The sequence below is a fragment of the Clostridium sp. CS1-1 genome (assembly GCF_056135525.1).
Window position 1 is genome coordinate 3,565,937 of the sequence record NZ_CM148680.1, and the last position, 24,004, is coordinate 3,589,940.

21 protein-coding genes are annotated in these 24,004 nt (G+C 31.4%); 3 read left to right on the plus strand and 18 right to left on the minus strand.

Annotated elements, in window-relative coordinates; genetic code table 11:
* Positions 1–114 precede the first annotated feature (114 nt).
* A protein-coding gene (locus AC0N0V_RS16765) for an IS3 family transposase (RefSeq protein ID WP_474464388.1) occupies positions 115–1,457 on the plus strand; the annotation gives its coding sequence in 2 pieces (ribosomal slippage) (positions 115–522 and positions 525–1,457; 1,341 coding nt in all).
* An 80-nt stretch (positions 1,458–1,537) separates the two neighbouring features.
* On the opposite strand, the gene AC0N0V_RS16770 is transcribed toward AC0N0V_RS16765, so the two are convergent.
* Positions 1,538–2,359, minus strand: coding sequence for a hypothetical protein (locus AC0N0V_RS16770; RefSeq protein WP_474459445.1), 822 nt, complete (start codon positions 2,357–2,359; stop codon positions 1,538–1,540).
* Positions 2,360–2,477: 118 nt separating this feature from the next.
* Positions 2,478–3,014: a 2'-5' RNA ligase family protein gene (locus AC0N0V_RS16775; protein ID WP_474459447.1), complete on the minus strand. Its 537-nt coding sequence runs from the start codon at positions 3,012–3,014 to the stop codon at positions 2,478–2,480.
* A gap of 531 nt (positions 3,015–3,545) precedes the next feature.
* On the opposite strand from AC0N0V_RS16775, the gene AC0N0V_RS16780 reads away from it, so the two are divergent.
* Complete coding sequence (locus tag AC0N0V_RS16780) at positions 3,546–4,481, plus strand: Rossmann-fold NAD(P)-binding domain-containing protein (protein WP_474459449.1); 936 nt, start codon at positions 3,546–3,548, stop codon at positions 4,479–4,481.
* A 150-nt stretch (positions 4,482–4,631) separates the two neighbouring features.
* Here AC0N0V_RS16780 and AC0N0V_RS16785 read toward each other — a convergent pair whose 3' ends face one another.
* The 5 genes from AC0N0V_RS16785 to purB form a co-directional block, all read right to left on the minus strand.
* Positions 4,632–5,483, minus strand: a complete 852-nt coding sequence (locus AC0N0V_RS16785) for a 4Fe-4S binding protein (protein WP_474459452.1) — start codon at positions 5,481–5,483, stop codon at positions 4,632–4,634.
* A 382-nt stretch (positions 5,484–5,865) separates the two neighbouring features.
* Entirely contained in the window at positions 5,866–7,308 is a 1,443-nt protein-coding gene (locus AC0N0V_RS16790) for an FAD-dependent oxidoreductase (RefSeq protein ID WP_474459455.1), read from the minus strand.
* A gap of 458 nt (positions 7,309–7,766) precedes the next feature.
* Positions 7,767–8,021: a hypothetical protein gene (locus AC0N0V_RS16795; protein WP_474459458.1), complete on the minus strand. Its 255-nt coding sequence runs from the start codon at positions 8,019–8,021 to the stop codon at positions 7,767–7,769.
* A 173-nt stretch (positions 8,022–8,194) separates the two neighbouring features.
* Positions 8,195–10,264, minus strand: a complete 2,070-nt coding sequence (gene ptsG, locus AC0N0V_RS16800; protein WP_474459461.1) for a glucose-specific PTS transporter subunit IIBC — start codon at positions 10,262–10,264, stop codon at positions 8,195–8,197.
* Between the two features lie 469 nt (positions 10,265–10,733).
* Positions 10,734–12,164, minus strand: a complete 1,431-nt coding sequence (purB, locus tag AC0N0V_RS16805) for an adenylosuccinate lyase (protein WP_474459464.1) — start codon at positions 12,162–12,164, stop codon at positions 10,734–10,736.
* Positions 12,165–12,413: 249 nt separating this feature from the next.
* Between purB and AC0N0V_RS16810 the strand changes: the two genes are divergently transcribed.
* Entirely contained in the window at positions 12,414–12,632 is a 219-nt protein-coding gene (locus tag AC0N0V_RS16810) for a DUF378 domain-containing protein (protein WP_474459466.1), read from the plus strand.
* Positions 12,633–12,678: 46 nt separating this feature from the next.
* Here the strand turns inward: AC0N0V_RS16810 and AC0N0V_RS16815 are convergent, their stop codons facing one another.
* The 11 genes from AC0N0V_RS16815 to rimO all read right to left on the minus strand — a co-directional run bounded on the left by AC0N0V_RS16815 (position 12,679) and on the right by rimO (position 23,959).
* Entirely contained in the window at positions 12,679–12,939 is a 261-nt protein-coding gene (locus AC0N0V_RS16815; protein ID WP_474459468.1) for an HPr family phosphocarrier protein, read from the minus strand.
* Between the two features lie 203 nt (positions 12,940–13,142).
* Positions 13,143–14,336 (minus strand): pyridoxal phosphate-dependent aminotransferase, encoded by a 1,194-nt coding sequence (locus AC0N0V_RS16820; RefSeq protein ID WP_474459470.1) that lies wholly within the window; start codon positions 14,334–14,336, stop codon positions 13,143–13,145.
* Positions 14,337–14,389: 53 nt separating this feature from the next.
* Positions 14,390–15,235 (minus strand): PHP domain-containing protein, encoded by an 846-nt coding sequence (locus tag AC0N0V_RS16825; RefSeq protein WP_474459472.1) that lies wholly within the window; start codon positions 15,233–15,235, stop codon positions 14,390–14,392.
* 204 nt (positions 15,236–15,439) lie between these two features.
* On the minus strand, positions 15,440–15,796 hold the full coding sequence (locus AC0N0V_RS16830) for an SMR family transporter (protein ID WP_474459474.1): 357 nt from the start codon (positions 15,794–15,796) through the stop codon (positions 15,440–15,442).
* Complete coding sequence (locus tag AC0N0V_RS16835; RefSeq protein ID WP_474459477.1) at positions 15,793–17,046, minus strand: hypothetical protein; 1,254 nt, start codon at positions 17,044–17,046, stop codon at positions 15,793–15,795. The genes AC0N0V_RS16830 and AC0N0V_RS16835 overlap by 4 nt, the downstream gene beginning before the upstream one ends.
* A gap of 27 nt (positions 17,047–17,073) precedes the next feature.
* Positions 17,074–17,940 carry a decaprenyl-phosphate phosphoribosyltransferase gene (locus tag AC0N0V_RS16840; protein WP_474459479.1) on the minus strand — a complete coding sequence of 289 codons (867 nt, stop codon included), beginning with the start codon at positions 17,938–17,940 and terminating at the stop codon, positions 17,074–17,076.
* A gap of 369 nt (positions 17,941–18,309) precedes the next feature.
* Positions 18,310–18,570 (minus strand): stage V sporulation protein SpoVS, encoded by a 261-nt coding sequence (gene spoVS / locus AC0N0V_RS16845; protein ID WP_474459481.1) that lies wholly within the window; start codon positions 18,568–18,570, stop codon positions 18,310–18,312.
* A gap of 151 nt (positions 18,571–18,721) precedes the next feature.
* Entirely contained in the window at positions 18,722–20,263 is a 1,542-nt protein-coding gene (rny, locus tag AC0N0V_RS16850; RefSeq protein ID WP_474459483.1) for a ribonuclease Y, read from the minus strand.
* A gap of 279 nt (positions 20,264–20,542) precedes the next feature.
* A complete protein-coding gene (recA, locus tag AC0N0V_RS16855; RefSeq protein WP_474459485.1) occupies positions 20,543–21,604 on the minus strand; it encodes a recombinase RecA in 1,062 nt (353 codons plus the stop codon).
* Between the two features lie 443 nt (positions 21,605–22,047).
* Positions 22,048–22,635, minus strand: a complete 588-nt coding sequence (pgsA, locus tag AC0N0V_RS16860) for a CDP-diacylglycerol--glycerol-3-phosphate 3-phosphatidyltransferase (RefSeq protein ID WP_474459487.1) — start codon at positions 22,633–22,635, stop codon at positions 22,048–22,050.
* Entirely contained in the window at positions 22,619–23,959 is a 1,341-nt protein-coding gene (gene rimO / locus AC0N0V_RS16865) for a 30S ribosomal protein S12 methylthiotransferase RimO (RefSeq protein ID WP_474459490.1), read from the minus strand. The genes pgsA and rimO overlap by 17 nt, the downstream gene beginning before the upstream one ends.
* Positions 23,960–24,004: the final 45 nt, after the last annotated feature.

Below are 24,004 nucleotides of genomic sequence, written 5' to 3' on the forward strand. Positions count from 1 at the left end.
CTAAGAAGGTAAACTGTACCCTGTAAGATAGACACAGAAAAGAGGCTGTGCTATCTTACAGGGTATTTTTGTATTTAACAATTTAGTATAATGAAGAAAAAAGGGGAGAGTTCTATGGGCAAGTCAAGAAACAGAGACTTCATACAAGCTGAAATAGATATTTTGTCCAAAAATATGCATGTTAAAAATGTTACTCCAAAACAAATTACGTATACAGATGCCTTTAAAGAATTATTTATCGCTGAACATAATGAGGGGATGCTTCCTAGAGATATTTTTATAGAGAATGGATTTGATCCTGAGATGATAGGACAAAATCGAATCGATCGTTGTAGTGTAAGATGGCGTTCAAAAGCAAATCGCCCCGAAGGGGTTAGAGACATACGAAAAGGTAACTCTGGAACAACCAGAGGTTTAGAAGGCGAAATAAGTATTGAAGAGGAGTTAACGCGTTTAAAACAACAAAATCAATATCTAAAGCAAGAAAATTCATTTCTGCGGGAACTACGAAGATTGGAAAGGCAGGTGATGCCCAATTCAAAATTAAACCAGATGAAAAGTACAAAATAATTAGAAGATTGTCAGAAAAAAGTAAATGTTGTCTTGACATAAAATATATGTGCGAAATGGCTGGTGTCTCACGGTCGGGCTATTATTCATGGTTGCAAAGAGAAGATCACCGAATCAAAAAGGAAGAGCAAGACAGGAATGACTTTGAGCTTATTTTAAATGCGTTTCAGTTCAAAAACAGAAATAAAGGTGCAAGAAGCATAAAAATGTTCTTATTCAGGAAACTTGGTATCAATATGAATCTTAAAAAAATTCGTAGGCTAATGGCTAAGTATGGGGTACGTTGCCCTATAAGGAAACCTAATCCATATAAAAAGATTGGTAAAGCTATAAAAAGCCACGCTGTAGGGAATAAAGTAAATAGAGAGTTTTGTGTGGGTAAGCCTGGTAAAGTTCTACTGACAGATATAACTTACATATACTATGGTTCTGGAAAATGCGCATATCTATCAACTGTCAAAGATGGATGCACACGTCAAATACCATCTTATGTATTAAGTGAATCGCTTGAACTTCCTATTGCAACAGATACGATTAATTTTCTGATGGATAATAAAGCATACGTTATATCAAAAGATGCTTACTTGCATTCAGATCAAGGTATCCATTATACAAGCAGAAAGTTTCAAAACTTGATAAAGTCAAAAGGATTTATACAATCTATGTCAAGAAAAGGAAATTGTTGGGACAATGCTCCTCAAGAATCATTTTATGGTCATATGAAAGATGAGCTCAATCTTAGTCAATGTGAAACCTTTGAACAACTTAAATCAGAGATTGATGAATACATAGAGTATTACAATAATGAACGTTACCAGTGGGATCTTATGAAAATGACTCCCAATGAATACTATAGTTATTTGACTACAGGTATTATACCATATTAAAAATTTCACCTAGAAATTAATTTCTAGGTGAACAGCCTGTTTTATTGTGTACTTGACAAAGGGTACAGTTTACCTTCTTTCTAATTTATTTCCTCTACTAGAATAATTTTAGAGATAGCTATAACTATAGTATTATCCAAAATAACAAAGCTTTTTCCTACGCTTGTTATCTTCATTTTTCCGGTATATTTAAACACTCCATCACCTTTAGTTCTTAGAATAACACTTCTACCAATACGTGAACTAAAGTATCTACTTAGCTCTTTGCACTTGTCACAACAAAAATCGTTTGGGTTAAACTTATCAGTAAAATTAGTCGAAATAATCGGATCACTTTTTACTCCAACCACTTCTTCAATTGGAATTAAAATTATATGTTTTTCCTTAGATAGTAATTTTATAACTGAATTTTCAACACTTAGAACTACTAGATCATTTATTATACCTTCCATTGAATCTTCAATACAAATACTTATTTTTTTATTTAATAAGTTATTGAGTATTATTTTCAGTTCGTATTCAAAAGAAGTCCCTACTTCCTTTTTATGATATTTCTCTTGTTCCTTCCTCCTGAATCTAAAGTTATCTTCATCTTTTGATTGCAGTTTATCCTTTTCTTTGTGAGACAAGTTTTTTGTACTGGTATTTTTCTTTAAATTGCCTTCTTTTTCAATTACTTTACCTTTTTCAGCTTCATTTTGAAACTTTGTATTTTCAGCTACTTTCTTTTCATAGTATTCCCTAAGGTCTTTAAAATCAAGTTTTTCTATAAATTCTTCTAGTAAGTAATTGTCTGTAAAATCTTCTATTCTATCTCTTTGATTATTAATCTTAATTAGGTATTTGGGAAAAATGTATAAAATCATGCCCATTAGTCTATCAAAATCATTATGCCTCCTCAATTTACCCCCTCCCAAAGCTTATAATACATAATATGTTTTCCTTCAAATACCAGTTACAGAATTATAACATAATCAAGTTTTCTGTTTATGATAATATATGCCCTAGCACCTTTTATTTCTATATTTCATCTTTAAATTTGTATTCTTTATAAAGCGCCCAGGTGTTATCCTTCCACTGGTATAAAGATAAATTATCAAGGTAACTATTAAAATCACATTCCTGTTCATTTACATAATGCCAAATTTCATTGAATTTATCTTGTATCCTTCTTGAAACAATAGTACAGTGAAATACTTTATCCTTTCCTTCATTAGGTTTAAATTCAATCCAAGAAATCTCCTTAATTTCATCTATCAGTTCGTCATGTACTTTCTTAGCTTCCTCTGATACCTTTACATCCATAAACACTACATCACGTCTAAACTTACCAAATCCTTTAATTTCTATAGGAGTTTTTTTCCGTGTCGATACAAATCTCTCCAAAATCTTTAATAAGTCGTCTATTTTAGAAGTTTCAAAGGGCGCCTTTAGTGTGATGTGCGCTGGAAGCTTTTGACGCCTTTTATTAAATTTATGACAAACATTATTTGTAAGTTTATTATGAAATCTACCTGCTTCCCCACCTATAGCACATACTAAAACATATCTATCCATTTACAATCAATCCTTTCTATATGTTTCCTAGATAATTTTAATGCCTAATAAATCTTAACTCCTATCCTATCTATATACTACTTATCCTTCCTTTACAAAGTAACAACCTTATGATATGCTAAGATTGTTGATTTCATTTTATATACACTTATCTAATTACATGTAAAAGAATATTCTATTTTTACATGTATTATGTATCATAATAATCAGTACAATTCTCAAATCAAAATCAGATATTCAATATAAAAATTTAAGATTTCAACTCAATAATTATTGTTTCTAATTATCCCTATTTAAATGTTTAACTTTTATAAAAGAGATAAAAATAAAAACATTAGTAGGCCATAAATATTTAAGCGAACAATTAAAATTCAAAAATATGCTAAGTCATTACAAGTATTGGCATTGTTCATAAAAATAGATATGTCTCCTTTATGAAAATATATTTTCTCTAAAGTAACAGTTTGTTATTTTATAAGGGTTTCTACATATAGAGCTTATTATGTCAAGAAACTAAGGAGGAATTAAACTATGAAATTAGGTTTTATTATTCCAAGCTTCTCTAATGAAAAAAGAGTAGCTTTATTGCCACAACACGTAAATAACTTTCAAAATGAGTTGTTTATAGAGAAGAACTTTGGAATGAATTTGGATGTAAGTGACAGGGCTTACGAAGATGTAGGCTGCACTATTGCTTCTAGAGAAGAAATATTCTTAAAGTGTGATGCCATATTTTCTATTAAGCTTATTGGCGAAGATGACTATAAACATATTAGGAAAAATCAAATGATTATTGGATGGACTCATCCTTTTGGCTCAGGAAAAAAATTTATGGAAGAGCAAGCAAATATCAAAGACTTAATAATTGTGGATCTTGATAACATACACCCAACTGTTTATTATAAAAATACCGAAAAGATAATAGATTGGATTAAGCCAAACTTTATAAAAGATAACAGTTATATAGCTGGCTACTCAGCTACACTACATGCCTTAATTAGCTTTGGAAAACTACCTGATTACAATACCAATATTGCAATTTTAGGATCAGGCAACGTATCTCAAGGTGCATTCTGTGCAATTTCCAAGTTTAGTAATAATATAAGATTATTCTATAGAAAAACTATGGATGACTTTATAGACACTGCTCACACATACGATATCATAATTAATGGTATCGAAATGGACAATTCAAATCTTCATATATTAACTAAGGAGGCTCAGAAAAAACTAAAGAAAAACTGTCTTATAATTGATGCCTCTGCAAATGCAGGTAAGGCAATCGAAGGTTCCTCAAATACCTCAATAGGCAATCCTATATATAGAGAGAATGACGTTTACTATTATGTAGTAAACAATACGCCTTCTATCTTATTTAGACAATCAAGTGAGAGAATAAGCGAAGCTTTCAGCGAAAATGTTTATAGAAAAGATGTTAAAATATTTAAAGAATTAGTAACTAAATAAATAATCAATTTAAAGGAAGCAGCTTTAAATGTGATAAATCTTAAAAACTGCTTCCTTATTAAATCTGTGCCTTACTATGAGCATCAACTCTGATGCTTTTTGATATCCTTTAAGGGTGGTTTTTACCCAACTAGAGATTTGAACTCTGTACTATTCTTCAAATATAGCAGCCCGAACATTTTCAAATCCAATTCTATCGATAGTATCGCCAAATCTTTCATGAGGATTACCATATTTATTATAGTAATCTATAACTTTGTCAGTAATTCTCTCTGCTTCTTCTAATGAAAATATACTTTCAATACGATTACCTATTCTATGCTTTCTTCCGAACTTTCCACCTAAAAATACCGCAACTCCTTCTTTTTCTGGGACCATAGCTTTGAAAGGGCATACTTTTACACATCTACCACAATGTATACATTTGTCATAATCTATTTTTACTACCTTGTCCACTTTTTCTATTGCTTTTACTGGACACTCTTTCACACAAAGTTGGCAACCCTTACACTTATCTTCTAGAACTGCAGGAATTCTCTGCCCCATAAAACCTAAGTCATTAACAGGTGCTTTTACACAATTATTAGGGCAACCCACTATACCTATTTTAAATTTTGCTGGTAAATCCTTTGCAAAATGTCTCTCATGCAGCTTACTGCATAAGTCTTGTGTATCTACTAATCCGTAAGAACATACAGTTCCCTTACAAGCTAATATCGGTTCAACCTTCAAACCTGTACCACCTGTTACTAGCCCTGCCTCTTCCATTTCTTTCTTCACTGTTTCTATATCCTCATATTTTATCCATGGAACTTCTACACACATACGTGATGTAAATCCCATCTTTCCTCTCCCATACTGTTGTGAAATCTCCGCTATTTTTATCATCTGCTCTGCAGTCATATTACCTGCATCAGATATAACTCTTACTGAATAATACTCTTTGTCTTGCTGCTGCAGATACCCTTGAAGTTTTAATTCTGCAATCTCCTTTTTGTTCATAATAAGACCTCCATACGATATTAAGTACAATATATATAATTTATAATTATTTTTAGTAACTATGACTATTAAAACATTGTGAAAGAAGTTACTATCTATAACTTAGTGCTTTAAAGACAAAATCCAATCTCTGAATTTAGTTTTTTTACAATTTATATTTAATAATTTAAATAATAATGCAATATGTATTCTGACTCATCTATAATTTTGTCGTTATTTGTCTGTAAAAACACACAAATATGATTATACCAAAAATCTAATTAAAATCAAATATTAGTTATTATTTAGAAATCGTTTTTCACGCAAAAAAAACTAAAAAAGAGCCTTCAAGCTCTTTTTCAGTCATAGATTCATAAATCAATTATATGCTAAAATTATTATATCATTTTATATTCATAACTTCACTTCTTTTTGCCCTTTTCGGAAGAATGGAAGAGCCTTCTCCTCTTAGCACAACCTCTTCTATAGGTATATTTAGCTCCCTTGATATGATTTCCTTTACCCTAGAACCGCAAAAGGCTCCTTGACACATTCCCATACCTGCTCTTGTTCGTCTCTTAACAGCATCTATAGAAGTAATTTGAATAGGCCTATGAATAGCATCTACAATTTCATCCTCAGTAACATTTTCACATCTGCATATAATGTGCTTTTTAGGATCCTTTGAATTAACATCTCCATCAAAACCTTCTTCTTTCTTTATTACAATACCTTTTCTATAAGAATTAAAATTTTCTTTCTTCTCTAGAGTCAATCCTATTTTTTCAAGTATTCCCACTACCTTATCTGCAATTGCCGGTGACGATGTAAGGCCTGGTGAATCAATCCCTGCTACATTGACAAATCCTCTAATTTCTGTTTCCTCAATTATGAAATCCTTTCTATTACTAGTTGCTCTTACCCCTGAAAATGAGGTTATTGCCTTTTTCATATCAAATCCATTCACAGATTTTCTTGCAGTCTCCACAATGTGTCTCAGTACTTCTTCGTTTGTAGATACATCCTCCTTATCTGCTGCTTCTTGAGCATTAGGACCTATCATAAGATTTCCATGATAGGTAGTTGTAACTAGTATTCCTTTTCCTTCTTCAGTAGGTACTTGAAATATTACACTATTTGCTAAGTAAGATTGGTCTTTATTAAACAATACATACTGTCCCTTCCTCGGAATAATATAAAAATTATCTACTCCAACCATTCTTGATATTTTGTCACTATACACACCTGCTGCATTTATCACATATTTAGATTTAATATTTCCTTTATTAGTAGTTATATTAAAATAGTTATCTATTTTATTTATCCCTGTAACTTCATGCCCCAGTTTTAAATGAACCCCATTTATAATTGCATTTTCAATAAGCGCTATTGTAAACTCATAGGGTGAACATACTCCGGCATTCTTGCAATAAAGAGCCCATTTAACTAGTTTACTTACATAAGGCTCCATTGCTTCTACTCTAGCTCCATCTATTATTTCCATTCCTTCTACACCATTTTTGAGACCATCATTATAGAGTTTTTCTAGATAGCTCCTCTCATTATCAGAAAAGGCAAGCACTAAAGAACCTGTTTCCCTATAACCAAAATTCAACTCTTTATTAAGTACCTCAAACATTCTATTGCCCTTAACACAAAGTTCTGCCTTTAATGTCCCTGGTTCATCAGAATAACCAGCATGAACTATTCCACTATTAGCCTTTGAAGCTCCACTACTTACATCTTCTCCTTTTTCTAAGATACATATGCTTAACTTATATCTAGACAATTCTCTTCCTATTGCCGCGCCAACAACTCCTGCACCAATTATTGTCACATCATACATATCCATTCCTCCACTCACTTAGGTTATATTTTAAATATTTATTATCACTTACTTTTTATCTTTATATAATATATTTTATCATATTTTTCTTACAATGTAATCATTTTACTAATACAGTTATAAGTCATTTACCTTCAAGTTCATATAATATTGCTTTACAAATAGATAAACTAACCGCAAACTTGACTCATTCAGAAGGATATATTGTCGGTCCTGAGAGCACATTTAAATACTTTTTTAATGATTCTTAGCGAAGGACTTTATAAAAATCTTAGAACTTTAGATTGTCTGAGTGAAACGAGTTTTCTAAAGTTCTTAGGTTTTTATAAAGCCCGAGCTTTAGAATCATAAAGAGTATTTATAGTGTCGAAGAACTGACAATATATCCTGGCGGATAAGTCATGCTTTGGTTTTGTTTGTCTATGCTGAAATCTAGAAAGTCTTGGGTAAACCCAAGACTATTGAATACACTCCATTATTATTCTATTATACTTTTTATCATCACTTAACCTCAGCAAACTTTCAATAAAGTGTTTACTTCGACTTTTGGGTACAAGCTTTCTTTTTATTAATTTAATCATAACTAAACATGTATCATATTTTTTAACGTGTGTATGACCATCTTTAAACTTCTTGTGTGTATTATGAACTATATATCCATCTCCCGCCTTATAAATTTTAAAATCAGCATTTTGATATATTTGTGTACACACTATGCTCACCTCATAATCATAATATCATGCTGTTGTTACTAAAATATTATGAAAAATTCTGGATTATGACACTATAAAAATAAAAAAACCAGTACATACTTTTTTAGTATGTACTGGGACACTTTATTACTTACACTAATATTTAATTTTGCACAACTATATAACTAAAATTTTTACTTAACAGTAACAATATTCTTTTCACCGCGTTTAATTTGTTTTCCAGCTTGAACTGATACTGCTTCTCCTTCAGCTAAATTTGTAAATATAATAGGAGTAATAACTGATGGAACTTTTCCTTTTACTTCTGCTAAGTTTACTTTTAATATTGGCTGGCCTGCTTTAACCTTAGCACCTTGTTCTACCAATGCATCTAATCCTTCACCCTTTAGGTTTACTGTATCTATACCAAAGTGAATTAATATTTCTCTTCCATTATCTGCAGTAATTCCTATAGCATGTTTTGTTGGGAAAACAGTTGTTACTGTTCCATTTACAGGTGAAACAACTTCACCGTTTGCTGGTTCTATAGCAAATCCATCACCCATCATTTTTTGTGAGAAAACTTCATCTGGAACTTCTGATATAGGTAATATTTTACCATCAATTGGAGCAACAAATGTATTGTCATTTGCATTCGTATTTGTAACTGCTACTTCCTTAACTGCCGCCTTAGCTGCTACCGGAGTCTTGCCTGACATTATATCTTTTATCTGTGACTTTAATTGGTCTGATCTTCCACCAAATATAGCCTGAATGTTATTTCCTACTTCCATAACACCTGCTGCACCTAGTTTCTTAAGTTCAGCTTTGTTAACATTTTTAACATCATTTACACTTACACGAAGTCTAGTTATACATGCATCTAAGTTAGTTATGTTTTCTTTTCCTCCAAGAGCTTGAAGTATGGCATATGGAAGTTCTCCAGCTTCAACTGTGCCTGTTCCCACTTGCTCATCTGTATCATCTTCACGACCTGGAGTCTTAAGATCCCATTTTCTTATAGCAAATCTAAATCCAAAGTAATAAACTACTGCAAATGCTAATCCTACTGGTATTACTAACCACCATGTTGTACGGTTTGGTATAACTCCGAATAGCATATAGTCAATCAAACCACCTGAGAATGTCATACCTATTTTAACATTTAATAATTGCATTACCATAAACGAGAATCCTGCAAACACAGCATGGATTGCGAATAATGCTGGTGCAACGAATAAGAATGAGAACTCTATCGGTTCTGTTATACCAGTTAAGAATGAAGTTAACGCTGCTGATGCAAGTATACCTGCTGCTAATACTTTCTTTCCTGGTTTTGCTTCATGATACATTGCAAGTGCTGCTGCTGGTAATCCAAACATCATGAATGGGAATTTACCAACCATAAATGTACCTGCTGTAAATTGTGTACCACCGTTACTTAGAGCACCAAATTGAGTAAAGTCTTTTAATTGAGCCATGAATATTGTTTGGTCTCCTCTTACAATTTGACCAGTTGCTTTACTTGCATACTCTCCAAATTGATACCAGAAAGGATTATAGAATATGTGATGTAATCCAAATGGTATTAATGATCTTTCAATAACCCCAAATACAAATGCTGCCAATGTAGGATTTGCATCGATCATATTGTGTGAGAAGGCATTTAATCCGTATTGGATTGGTGGCCATACAAATACAAGTATAATTCCTAAGAATATAGCTGATACTGCTGTTATAATTGGAACGAATCTTTTTCCGGCAAAGAACCCTAAATATGAAGGTAATTCTATATTATAGAATTTCTTATAAAGCTGTGCTGCCACAACTCCCATTAAGATACCACCAAATACACCTGTCTGTAATGATGGAATACCTAAAACTGTTGCATAAGCTGGATTACCAGTTGCTAATACTTCTGGAGTAACTCCTGCTACTATTCCTAAAGTTTTGTTCATTATTAAGAAACCTACGATTGCTGCAAGTCCCGCAACACCTTCTCCACCAGCAAGTCCTACTGCAACACCCACTGCGAATAGTAATGCAAGATTACCGAATACAATATCTCCTGATTGTTCCATAACTTTAGCAAAAGCTTGGAAAGCATGATTATTCAAAAATGATGCATGGCTTAAAAAAGCTGGGTTTTGGAACATATTACCAAAGGCAAGCAAAATACCTGCAGCTGGTAATATTGCAACTGGAAGCATTAAAGCTTTACCTATTTGCTGTAACTTACCAAAAAGACTACTATTTTTTGACATATAATTAACTCCCTTCAATTCTGTTTAATATATTGAATTAGTCTGAATCATTTTGTGTTAAAATCTTAAATTAATCCATTGTTGTAGATTATTGTGTAGTAAATAACAAAAGGCATGAGCAAAGTAATTCAGTATAGATTCATACCTATTTCACTAGTAAAAATAGATATAATCTAACTATAAAATTACTTTTGCTCATGCCTGATCGAATCAGTAACACGCAAATCATATTATTTGTCAGACGTAACGCTTTACATTACACTGTCATTAAGTAACTTGTCCGACTGTTGTGATATCATTATAGCAAGGTTTTTTTATTTTATCAATAGTTTTTTTAAAATTTTTGCTATCTCTTAGCAACAGTAAAATTTTCATTTACTGATAATTTTGACTTAAATTATAAATAATCAGATGAAAGCTAACTTCCATCTGATTAAAACTTTGTTCTATAAATTAATTCATAAATAAGCTATACACTTATTTCTACTTCCCCACCAATTAAATTCTTATTTTTTTCTATAATAGGCTTTATGACTTCTTCTATGAAATCAATTACTTGGCCTGATGCTCTACCAATAAATTTATTAGGATCTATTAGTGATAATATTTCTGCTTCATCCATATTAAAGAACTTATCATTTACTATTCTTTCTATTAAATCATTTTCCTTTCCTTCAACTTTAACCATTCTTCCTGCTTCCATAGAATGTTGTCTTATTCTTTCGTGAAGTTCCTGTCTGTCTCCACCTCTTTTTACAGCACCCATTATAATATTCTCTGTTGCCATAAAAGGAAGTTCGCTCTTTACATGTGCTTCAATTACCTTAGGATACACTACCATATTGCTAGAAACGTTCATATATAGATTTAAAACTCCATCTAATGCAAGAAATGCCTCTGATACTGCTATTCTTTTGTTAGCAGAGTCATCCAATGTCCTCTCAAACCACTGAGTTGAAGCTGTTATAGCTGGATTTAATGAATTTACAATTATGTATCTAGCTAATGCTCCCATTCTTTCGGACCTCATAGGATTTCTCTTATATGCCATAGCTGATGATCCTATTTGATTTTTTTCAAATGGTTCTTCCATCTCCTTCATACTCTGAAGTAATCTTAAATCATTACTAAACTTGTAAGCACTCTGAGCAATCTCTGAAAGAGTATTTAGAATTATAGAATCTAATTTTCTTGGATATGTTTGACCAGTTACCATATATTCATTCTTAAATCCCATTTTTTCTGTAACCATTTTATCTAAAAGTTTAACTTTAGCTTCATCACCGTTAAATAGTTCCATAAAACTTGCTTGAGTACCGGTGGTTCCTTTTACCCCTCTGAATCTCATATGATCAATTACAAACTCTAAATTCTCTAAATCAAGACATAGGTCCTGCATCCATAGAGTAGCTCTTTTTCCAACTGTAGTAAGCTGTGCTGGTTGCAGATGAGTAAATCCTAGAGTAGGTAAATCTTTATGTTCTAGTGCAAACCTACACAGTGAATTTATTGTATTTATTAGCTTTTTCTTAATTATGATAAGAGCTTCCTTCATAACTATTAAATCAGTGTTATCTCCAACATAACAGCTTGTAGCCCCTAAATGTATTATTCCTTTAGCTTTTGGACATTGAATTCCATATGCATAGACATGGCTCATAACATCATGACGAACTTCCCTTTCTCTTTGCTCAGCTATTTCGTAATTTACATTATCCACATTAGCTTTAAGTTCTTCAATTTGCTCATCAGTGATATTCAAACCTAACTCTTTCTCACTCTCCGCAAGTGCTACCCATAACTTTCTCCATGTCTTAAACTTCATTTCCTCTGAAAATAAATAACTCATTTCCTTAGAAGCATATCTTGTATTTAGTGGTGTATTATATGTATCTCTCATGCTAAAGCACCTCCACACGTATGTAATATTTAATTATGTGTTTTTCATTCATATTATAACATATATTACAGCTATTTTATATACTTTATATTCGTTATTTTTATATTTTAATTATTCTTAATTTACCATTTAGCTTTAAAATTATTCTTGAATTTATAACTTAATTTATTTATGTACAACCTGTTCTATTTTATTGATAACTTAATATAATTTAGTAGAAGCAAATTTATAGGGTTTTGGAGGTATTATATGTACAAGTTCAAACTTATAGACAAGGTTTCTTTGATTCTAGTAATCATCGGAGCAATAAATTGGGGACTTATAGGTTTATTTAATCTTAACTTAGTAGGTGCTCTCTTCGGGGAACCTGCCAATTTAATTGGAAGAATAGTTTATATTCTAATAGGTGTGGCAGGAATGGACATGTTGTTATTTTTATTTAAGACAAGACAAAGTTTTAAGCAATAAATAAAAGGCTCAAATTATATGAGCCTTTTATTTATATTAATTTCAATTATTCTTCTATTGATTCTATTAATTTAGCAACTTCCTCTGCAGCTAGTGCTTCATCATCACCAGATGCAATAACTTTTACAGTTGCATTCTTTGTAACTCCTAGTGATAAAACACCTATTAAACTCTTTACGTTTGCTTTTTTCCCATCAAACTCAATGCTTATGTCTGACTTAAAAGAAGATGCCTTTTTCACTAATAAAGTTGCTGGTCTTGCATGTAATCCAGTTGCACTTTTTACTGTAACTTCTCTTGTAACCATTCTATTCACCCCTGCTTTTATTATAAATTTAATAATATTTAACAAACTTACCCTTTTTATTATAACATTTTTTTTATATGTTTCAATAACTGTTTTCGATTGAAAATGATTACATAATAATAATTTTTATATTTTACTCATTACTTTATGCAATCATTTGCATATTAGTACCTTATTATTATTAGCACAAGATGAAATTAATATTACTTTAATTGTCTAACAAAGCTTTCAATCCTATCCAACCCATTTTTTATATTTTCCTTTGATGTAGCATAAGATAGTCTAACATAGTTATCTGTTCCAAAACCTATACCAGGTATGACTGCTACTTTTTCCTTTTCTAATAACATATCTGAAAAACTTAAGGAATCATTTACGTTTACATCATCTAATTTTTTACCAAATAATCCTGATATATTAACCATTACGTAAAAAGCTCCTTCTGGAGTTATACAAGATACGCCTTCTATCTCATTAATTCTGTTTACCATATAGTCCCTTCTATTTTTAAATTCAGCAACCATTAAATCCATCTCTGAAGTGTCGCTCTTTAATGCTTGTACTGATGCATACTGTGCAATAGAATTAGGATTTGATGTAGTATGGCTTTGTATATTTGACATTAATTTTACTATAGTCTCACTAGCTGCAGCATATCCTATTCTCCATCCAGTCATAGAATAAGCTTTAGAAACACCGTTAATAACTATAGTTCTTTTATATGCATCTTCTGAAAGACTAGCAATACTTATGTGTTTAGTAGTTCCATATATTAGTTTTTCATATATTTCATCAGATAAAATTAATATATCCTTTTCTTTAGCGAAGTTTGCCAAAGCTTCAAGTTCCTCTTTTGTATAAACGGTACCAGTAGGATTGTTTGGGCTGTTTATAAGTATCATTTTTGTTTTGTCTGTAACGATTTTATTTAAATCCTCAATTGTATATTTAAAACCGTTTTCTTCTTTTGTCTGAGCAAATACAGGTACTCCGTCCGCAAGCTTAACAAGTTCAGGATAGCTAACCCAATATGGTACTGGAATAATAACTTCATCACCAGGGTTTAGAGTTGCCGCAAAAGCATTTGCTAGGCACTGTTTAGCTCCTGTTGATACTATAATTTGAGAGGCACTGTAATTTAGTTCATTATCTTTTTTAAATTTTTCTATAATAGCCTCCTTTAATTCCATAATTCCTGATGCAGGGGTATACTTTGTATATCCATCTTTTATAGCCTTTATAGCTGCTTCTTGAATAAGTTCAGGTGTATTAAAGTCTGGTTCCCCAGCTCCAAATCCTATTACATCGATTCCTTCTGATTTCATCTTTTTTGCTTTAGCAGTTATAGCCAATGTAATTGATGGTGCAATTTGCTCTGCTTTTTTTGAAAATATCATTTTATCTCCTCCATATCTCATATATTTTAGTTTTAAAACTCACTATGCAAGTATTATCTACCTGCATAGCACAAAAATTTATATGTTAGTGCTTCATTCATACCAATAGTACCTAAAGTATAATCACCATTTACAATACTACCATGTGAGTCACTTCCTCCAGTTATAATTAATGAATGCTTTTTAGCTAAATTATAGTAATCGTTTGTTCCTTTTGAGGAATGTGCTGGATGAAACACTTCTAAACCTCTTAGTCCATATACTTTTAAATCCTTTATTATTTTTTCTAAGATTATATTCTTATATATTTCTCCTGGGTGCGCTAGTACCGCCATTCCTTTTGCATCATTAATGAGCATTAAAGCATCTTTATAGTCAATTTTCCACCTATCTACATAAGCTGGCTTCCCTTTTATAAGATATCTTTGAAAAGCATCCTTAGTATTATTTGCATATCCTTTTTTCACAAGAAGCTTTGCTATATGTAATCGTCCAATAGACCCATCATAATCCTTTTTCGTTATATCTTCTATAGAAATATCTACGTTTATTTCATTTAATTTTTTTATAATCTTATCTACTCTCTCTCGTCTACTATTCTTAATATTATGGAGAGTTAACTTCAATTTCTCATTTTCTGTATCAATAAAGTAAGCTAATATATGGATTTCAATATCCTTGTACTGAGAACTTATTTCCACACCAGAAATAACCTTAATTTGACTGTTATGCAATGCTTTATTAGCTATATATTGAGAATCTACAGTATCATGGTCTGTTATTGAAATACACTTTATTCCTCTCTTTATCGATAGTTTAACTATCTCTTCTGGCGATAATTTTCCATCAGAGTAGTTAGAATGAATGTGTAAGTCTGCATATAGCATTTTATCACCCATTTCTAAATTCAACAGGCCCTATAAACAGAGTTCTTGGCATCAAATGGAGTTGCACTACAACTGATACTCAGAAATCGTTATCCAGGGACGTAGCCGCTCTTTACTTTCCTTTGAAAAAAGGGAGTATTAGAGCGAGTAGTCATAGGATAAAATTAAGGCTCTGTTAAAATTTTTATAGTAACACTATCTTAAATTTACTTTTTGTTAACTTCTTGCTACCAATATTACTCCAGCAATAATTAGAATTACTCCAAATACTCTCATAACCGAAATATTTTCTTTGAATAAAAAATATGAAAAAAACATAACCAGTATATATCCTATGCTAACCATAGGATATGCATAACTTAACTCTACCTTACTCAAAACCTTTATCCATAATAGAAAACTTACTCCATAAGATATAATTCCACACATTACTGGTATGTTTTTTAGTATACTTACTATACTAGTAATTAAGTATTTTCCCGCAAAGTTCAATTCAAGTGCAGATGCCCCATATTTAACAAGTACTTGTCCAATAGCACCTAAAAAAACTGAAACTAAAATTAATACTATCATGATCTCGACTCCTTATATCTCCACATTATAAGCTTTATAAATAGATAGAAACAGAATATCATTATAAATGTTTCTGGAAAGGCATATCTACCTTGCCCCTCCGTTATAAAGTATATAGAAGTAAACATAAAAAATACTACTACTGTATATAAATTAAACTTATTTAATAATTCTGTTCTATTAGTTATAATACCCTTTAATGTTAGTATACTATACAATAGTATATATATAATCCCCGGAATAAATATTAAATTTCTTATATTATTAGTCATTGAAAAAATTATTGATCTTGTATATTCGTTTAGTCCTGTCCCATAAGTACTATATAAAACATCATCACCTAATAAATAGGTATTGTATAGCCTCTTAAATCCTAAGACAATAAATTCTTTTGGATGACTTTTAATCCACTGTTTTGCTCCATTGCCGAGCATTTTATTTTTTTCTGTCATATTTGCTCTATTATATTCTTCTGTATTTACTATAGAGTTTTCTACATCACTAGCTGCCATCCATCTTCCAAGTCTATTTTGTGAGTTATTGTTTATATATAATACTATTCCTCCATTATTTGATACATATGTAAATTGACCCACAAGTTTTGTATTTCTATATATCCAAGGTGAAATTACTATTGCACTTAAAATAAATATAACTAAAGAGTTCTTAATAGCTTTTAAGAATCTTTTTTCTTTTAATATCTCTACTAAAAATATAGCAAAAGCAAATATTATAAAAAAAGGTTTTACCATTGTATTTAATCCAGTTAATATTCCTATCAAAATGTATTTATATTTAGCCTTACTAAAATAAGCATTTGTTATCAAAAGCAGTATAGTTGTAAATATTATCTCTGTAGCCAAAATACTATTATAAAATATGCTGCTAGGTATAAATACAAATAAAGTAAAAATAATTTTCTTATCTTTTTCTTTTACATCTATTTTATCTAATATAGATAAAAAACACAGATCGTTTGTAAGTGTAAGTATTAAGTTAAATATTTTAGCATTAACTATACTTGCACCAAACAGTTTAAATATGCCTCCAAGTACTATTGAATATCCCACCGACGTGTAGGTATCTCCCCAAGGTAGTCCATTTGCTATGTTAACAGCAAGATCATAATAGTACTGAAAGTCCGAAAAAGGTTTAGTATCTATAAAAATCACCCAAAGAATAGATGCAGTTAAACCTAGGGCTAATACAACCCTATAGAATACATCTCTTCTTAAACTCTCAATATTCATAAGTTAAAATCCTTTCTATCACATATACTATAGTTTAAAGTATATTATTACGAAGATTGATGTTACCCATAATAATACATTAATTAAAAAAGGTGTATCTTTTTTAAATACATCTTCTGGTTTTCCACCTACATTTTTTTTATCTACTAAATACTCATATCTAAAAATCCCATATAAAACAAAAGGTATAGTGAATATCATCGTTTTACTTTGTACAGAACTAAATGTATAAAGACAATATGCCATTAGTATACTTGGTGTTACAATAGTAAGCATTTTATCAATCATATGTACAGAATATTCTTCTAGTATTTTTCTATGTGACCCACTCTTATCTTTTAAAGTTATTATTTCACTCTTCCTCTTATTGAGAGCCAAAAACAATGAAAGTAATATAGTGCATAAGAGAAGCCAAGGTGACACTAAAACCCCTGTAGCAATACTTCCACTTTCCACTCTTAAAACAAAGCCAAAAGTTATTATCATAACATCTATAATTACAACATTTTTCAACCTAAAAGAGTAAAATATATTAATTATTATATAGGCGATCAGTATTACAGCAATTCTTATATTTATTATAACATATGAGAAGTACATTACGCCTAAAAACATAAAAATGCATAATCCTATTGCCATATTTTTAGATACCCGTCCACTTGGAAGGGGCCTTCTTTTTTTCTCTGGGTGACATCTATCTTTTTCTATATCTACGATATCATTCAATACATATACTGCTGATGATGTAAAACAAAATAACACAAATGTTAGAATATTTATACTTAATATATTTAAATTCAAAAGATTTCCTGAAAAAATTATGGCTGCAAATATAAAAAAGTTTTTAATCCATTGCTTTGGTCTCATTAGTTCAAATATTGCTTTAACGTCCATTGGTTTCCCCCTTATAATATTTACCACGTATTTCTTATCTGCTTTATTTCATATTAAATCGCACCTTTCTACATTTTAACACAGCCTAAGATATAGTCAATATCATTAACATATATAGTATATTATATATCTATGAATACCAATTAAATAGTTAAAGGGACTTGAGTTTAAATCAAGTCCCTTTATATTCACTCCTCTGCTTATCTGTTGAATACCCGCTCTAATATTTACCCACAGAATGAATAAAGAGCGGCTACGTCTATAGATAACGATTTCTAAGTGTCAAAGACACTTAGAAATCTATTAACAAGCATAATATTGAATTAAAACCTCGCATTATGCCAAGAATTCTGTTTATATGAAAAAGTATTATCTTGGTTGAACTATTAACTTTATAGCTGTTCTTTCTTCTCCATCTATTTGAATATCAGTGAATGCTGGTATACAAATTAAATCGATTCCACTAGGTGCAACGAAACCTCTAGCAATAGCTACAGCCTTAATTGCTTGATTTAAAGCACCTGCTCCTATAGCTTGTATCTCAGCTACTCCTCTTTCTCTTAAAACCCCTGCTAATGCTCCTGCTACTGAATTTGGACTTGATTTTGCTGAAACCTTTAATACTTCCATAATAAACCTCCCATATATTATACTAACATTATTAGTTATTATTACTAATTTATAGTATTCTACAAAAAATTGAAAATTCCTTTTAAATTCTGTAAATGTTCTATATTTTACAAAACTTAAAAGGAAATTTTTAGATTTCATTAACTATTCACTATTTTGCATATTCTATTGAACGGGTTTCCCTAATTACATTCACCTTTATTTGGCCAGGATACTCTAACTCGCTTTCGATTCTCTTAGCTATGTTCCTTGCCATTTCAACGGAACCTGCGTCATCAACTTCTTCTGGTTTTATCATAATTCTAAGTTCTCTTCCCGCTTGAATGGCATACGACTTCTCTACACCTTCACATGTATTTGCTATCTCTTCAAGTTTCTCTAATCGCTTAATATAAGCTTCTAAAGTTTCTCTTCTTGCACCAGGTCTTGCAGCTGAAATTGCATCTGCAGCCTGAACAAGCACAGCTTCTAAAGATTGAAATTCTACATCTCCATGATGAGCTGCAATTGCATTTACTACTATAGAAGATTCGCGATATTTCTTTGCGACCTCTGAACCTAGGATAGCGTGAGGCCCTTCCATTTCATGGTCTACAGCTTTACCTATATCATGAAGTAAACCTGCTCTTTTAGCTATAGTTGGATCCATCCCGAGTTCTGATGCCATAAGGCCAGCTAAATAAGCAACTTCAATAGAATGCTTTAACACATTCTGACCATAACTTGTTCTGTATTTTAGTCTTCCTAGTAACTTAATTAATTCTGGATGAAGACCATGTACAGCAGTTTCAAAGGTTGCCTGCTCTCCTTCTTCTTTGATATCATTTTCAACTTCTTTTTTAGCTTTTTCAACCATTTCTTCAATTCTTGCCGGGTGAATTCTTCCATCGATTATTAGTTTTTCTAACGCTATCCTTGCTACTTCTCTTCTTATTGGATCAAATCCTGAAAGAATTACAGCTTCTGGAGTATCATCTATTATTAAATCAACACCAGTTAGGGTTTCAAGAGTTCTTATATTTCTACCTTCCCTACCAATTATTCTTCCCTTCATTTCATCATTAGGCAGTGAAACAACATGCACTGTAGTCTCAGCTACATGATCTGCTGCACATCTCTGAATTGCATAGGTAACGACTTCTCTAGCTCTCTTATCAGCTTCCTCTTTAGCCTTTGCCTCTACTTCCTTTATCATTATAGCAGCATCGTGTTTTATTTCCTTATTGATTTCTTCCAATAAAATTTGTTTTGCTTCTTCAGACGTTAAGCCTGATAATCTCTGAAGTTCTTCTCTTTGCTTTCCATATAGTTCTTCTACACTTGCTTGTAATTCATCGATTTCTTGTTGCTTTTTATTAATGTTTTCTTCCTTCTTTTCAAGCGCATCGCCCTTCTTATCGAGCAATTCTTCCCTTTGTATTAATCTTCTTTCTAGTCTCTGAAGCTCATTTCTTCTATCTCTTGACTCTCTTTCTAAATCAGTTCTTAATCTGTGAACCTCTTCTTTGGCTTCAATAATAGCTTCTTTCTTCTTAGACTCAGCGTGTTTCTCAGCCTCTTCTTTTAATCTATTAGACTCTTCAAGAGCCTGTGATTTTATAGCATTGGCTTTGTTCTTTGTTGTATTAAACTGAATAAATAAACCAATTGCTATTATTATACCAACAATAATTTCGTATATAATAGGTTCCACATGAACACCTCCTTCGCTTTTTTTTATCTATTTTTTATTTAATATACAAGCATAGAAAAGGTGCCATATCTATTCAATCGGTAATTTTAAATTCATGATAAACCAGAATTTGTCTTAATTTTATATTATAATTCAATTATTGTCAAGTTCATATAATTTTTATTCCTTATATTATGATTATATTTTTACCATTTCCTGCGCTATATCTAAATCATACTTTGCTAATTCCTGCAAAATAAAAGAATCGCAAGCTTTAACAACCTGCGACTCCATAATTAATTATTCGGCATCCACGCTTGCTTTTTCTTTAGCCATTGTTTTAGTATCTACTTGAGGTTTAATTGTTGGCAGTTCATGTTTTTCTCTTATTTTATTTTCTATTTCATAAAGAACATTTGGATTTTCTTTCAGGAACTGCTTAGCATTTTCCCTTCCCTGTCCAAGTCTTGTGTCATTATATGCGAACCATGCACCACTTTTTTGAACTAATTCTTCTTTTACGCCTACATCAACTACATTTCCCTCTCTTGATATCCCTTGATTATACATTATATCAAATTCTGCTTGTTTAAAAGGTGGGGCAACTTTATTCTTAGTAACCTTTACCCTCGTTCTGTTACCTACAACTGAATCACCTTGTTTTATAGAATCAATTCTTCTAATATCCATTCTCACTGAAGCATAAAACTTTAAAGCTCTTCCACCAGGCGTTGTTTCTGGATTACCAAACATAACTCCAACTTTTTCTCTTAACTGATTTATAAATACTGTTACACACTTTGATTTATTTATGGCACCTGTAAGTTTCCTTAGCGCTTGAGACATAAGTCTTGCCTGTAACCCTACATGAGAGTCACCCATTTCTCCTTCTATTTCTGCTTTTGGCACTAAAGCAGCAACTGAGTCTACTACTATTATATCAACTGCACCAGATCTAACCAATGCTTCTACGATTTCTAAAGCTTGCTCTCCTGTATCTGGTTGAGATACGATTAACTCATCTATATCTACCCCTAAGTTCTTAGCATATACAGGATCAAGTGCATGTTCTGCATCAACATATGCTGCAATTCCACCAGATTTTTGAGCCTCTGCAACTATATGTAGCGCTACAGTAGTTTTTCCTGAAGACTCTGGTCCAAATATTTCTATTATTCTTCCTTTTGGAACTCCCCCAATACCTAATGCTATATCTAAATCAAGACATCCTGTAGATACTGCTTCTACACTTAGTCCGCTTTGTTCTCCAAGTTTCATTACAGAACCTTTACCAAATTGCTTCTCTATCTGTCCCATAGCAGCCTCTAAAGCTTTTAACTTTTCAGCGTTAATATTCCCCACTGGGATCACTTCCTTTCCATCTTAGAACGTTTGTTCTAAATTAATTATATACTATATTAGTTTCTCGGTCAACAGTAATATAAACAGAATTCTTGGCTTAAACTCCATCTGAAGCTTAGAAGTCGTTATCCAGGGACTTAGCCGCTCTTTACTCCCAATTAAATAAAAGTAGAGAACTCAAATCTTCGATTTTGTGTGAATCACTTTCACAGAGTGCGTGAGGTATTAGAGCGGATAGTAATCGGATAAATTGAAAGTGCATATAAACTGTGATTTTAACTAGATGGTTATCTTAATTATAACCTAACTTAGCAATACTTTCTCAAATATTCTTAAAAATTTATACTTATCTGTTATCTTAATTATAGACAAACTTTCTTAATTTTAATCTGATGATAAAAACTAATTGAGAATTGAAGGCTTTCAATTCTCAATCATTATACTTACCTATCTGATTTCATTACTTCTCTATTCTTTGCAAAATAATCTAAACCAGAAATTATTGTAATAGTCACAGCAGCCGCCATTGCAATATTTGTAGTTAAATTTAAAAATTTATGAGGATAGGTAATATATTTTTTAATAATCCCGAGAGATACATGATTATAATTTAAGTTTACCAATGCTAGTATAATAGCAGTTATCTGTGTTACAGTTTTGGCTTTTCCCCAGGCACTAGCTGCAATCACTATACCTTCGGCAGCAGCCACTGACCTAAGACCAGTTACAGCAAATTCTCTAGCAATTATTATCATAGCTGCCCAAGCAGGTATAATATGAAATTCTACTAAAGAAATTAAAGCAGCTGTAACCAATAACTTATCTGCTAATGGATCCATGAATTTACCAAATCTAGTTATTTGATTTCTACTTCTTGCTATATATCCATCTAACGTATCTGTTATAGATGCTATTATGAATATAGCAATAGCTATAGGTTTTCCATAAGGTATATCTCTTATTGTAATGAATATTAAAAATACTGGAACTAATACAATTCTTAGTAATGTAAGCTTATTCGCAAGATTCATCACATACAACTCCCATTAAATCATATTCAAAGCTTTCTGTAATTTTTATATTTACCATAGTTCCTTTTTGTAATTTATCCTCAGATTTAAAATAAATTAACCCATCTATTTCTGGAGCCATCTCATAACTTCTTCCATACCAGGATTCCTTTTCTTTTCCTTCAACAATCACTTTATAAGTTTTACCTATCTTATTATTATTAACTTCTTTTGAAACCTTCTGTTGAAGTAACATTAATTCTTCTTCTCTTTTTTTCTTTGTTTCTTCATCAACTTGATTTTCCATCATAGCTGCAGGAGTTCCTTCTTCTTGTGAATATCTGAACACTCCTAGGTTATCAAGCTTAGTTTCTCTTATAAAATCCTTTAACTCCTCAAAGTTACTATCAGTTTCTCCCGGAAAACCTACAATGATAGATGTTCTTATTACTATACCTTTTACTCTGTCTCTTAATTTGTTTATGTTGTTTAGTATTTCTTCTTTTCTTCCTCTTCTTCCCATAAGCTTTATTATATCATCACTTATATGCTGAATTGGAATATCTAAATACTTACATATTTTATCATTGCTTGCAATCTCATCTATTAGCTCATCTGTAATTTCTTCGGGATAACAATATAATATTCTTATCCATTCAATACCTTCTATTTTAGAAATCTCACGAGCAAGATCAGGAAGCATTTTTTTGCCATAAATATCAATACCATATCTTGTGGTGTCTTGAGCAACAAGTATAACCTCTTTAACACCTTGCTCAGCTAGACTCCTAGCCTCTTCTAGTACACTGTCCATCTGTCTGCTTCTGTATTTCCCTCTAATTTTAGGAATTATACAATAAGTGCAGAAATTATCACATCCTTCAGCAATTCTTAAATAAGCTGTAGCTGTTTGTGTAGTCAAAATTCTCTTACCTTCATTTATAGTTGAGTCACTATAATTAAAACTATAAACTTTATTTTCCTTACCTCTTATACATCTATCAATGCTCTCATTTAGCTTATTATAATCATTAACTCCAAGCATTATATCTGCTTCTGGAAGTAATTCAGTAAGTTCTTTACCATATCTTTGCGTTAAGCATCCAGTTACAACAAGAAGTTTACAATTATACTTATTCTTATACTCCGCCATTTCAAGTATAGTTTCTATAGACTCCTGTTTTGATGATTCTATAAAACCGCATGTATTTACTATTATTACATCCGCTTCTCTTGGATCATTCACTATAACATTCTCTGCATTTATTTTACTTAGAATTATCTCTGAATCTATTCTATTCTTATCACATCCTAAGCTGATAAGTCCAATTTTTAATTTTTCCACCTTAGTTCCTCCTGTTTATGTAATGTTGTTTAAGTAAACTCATAT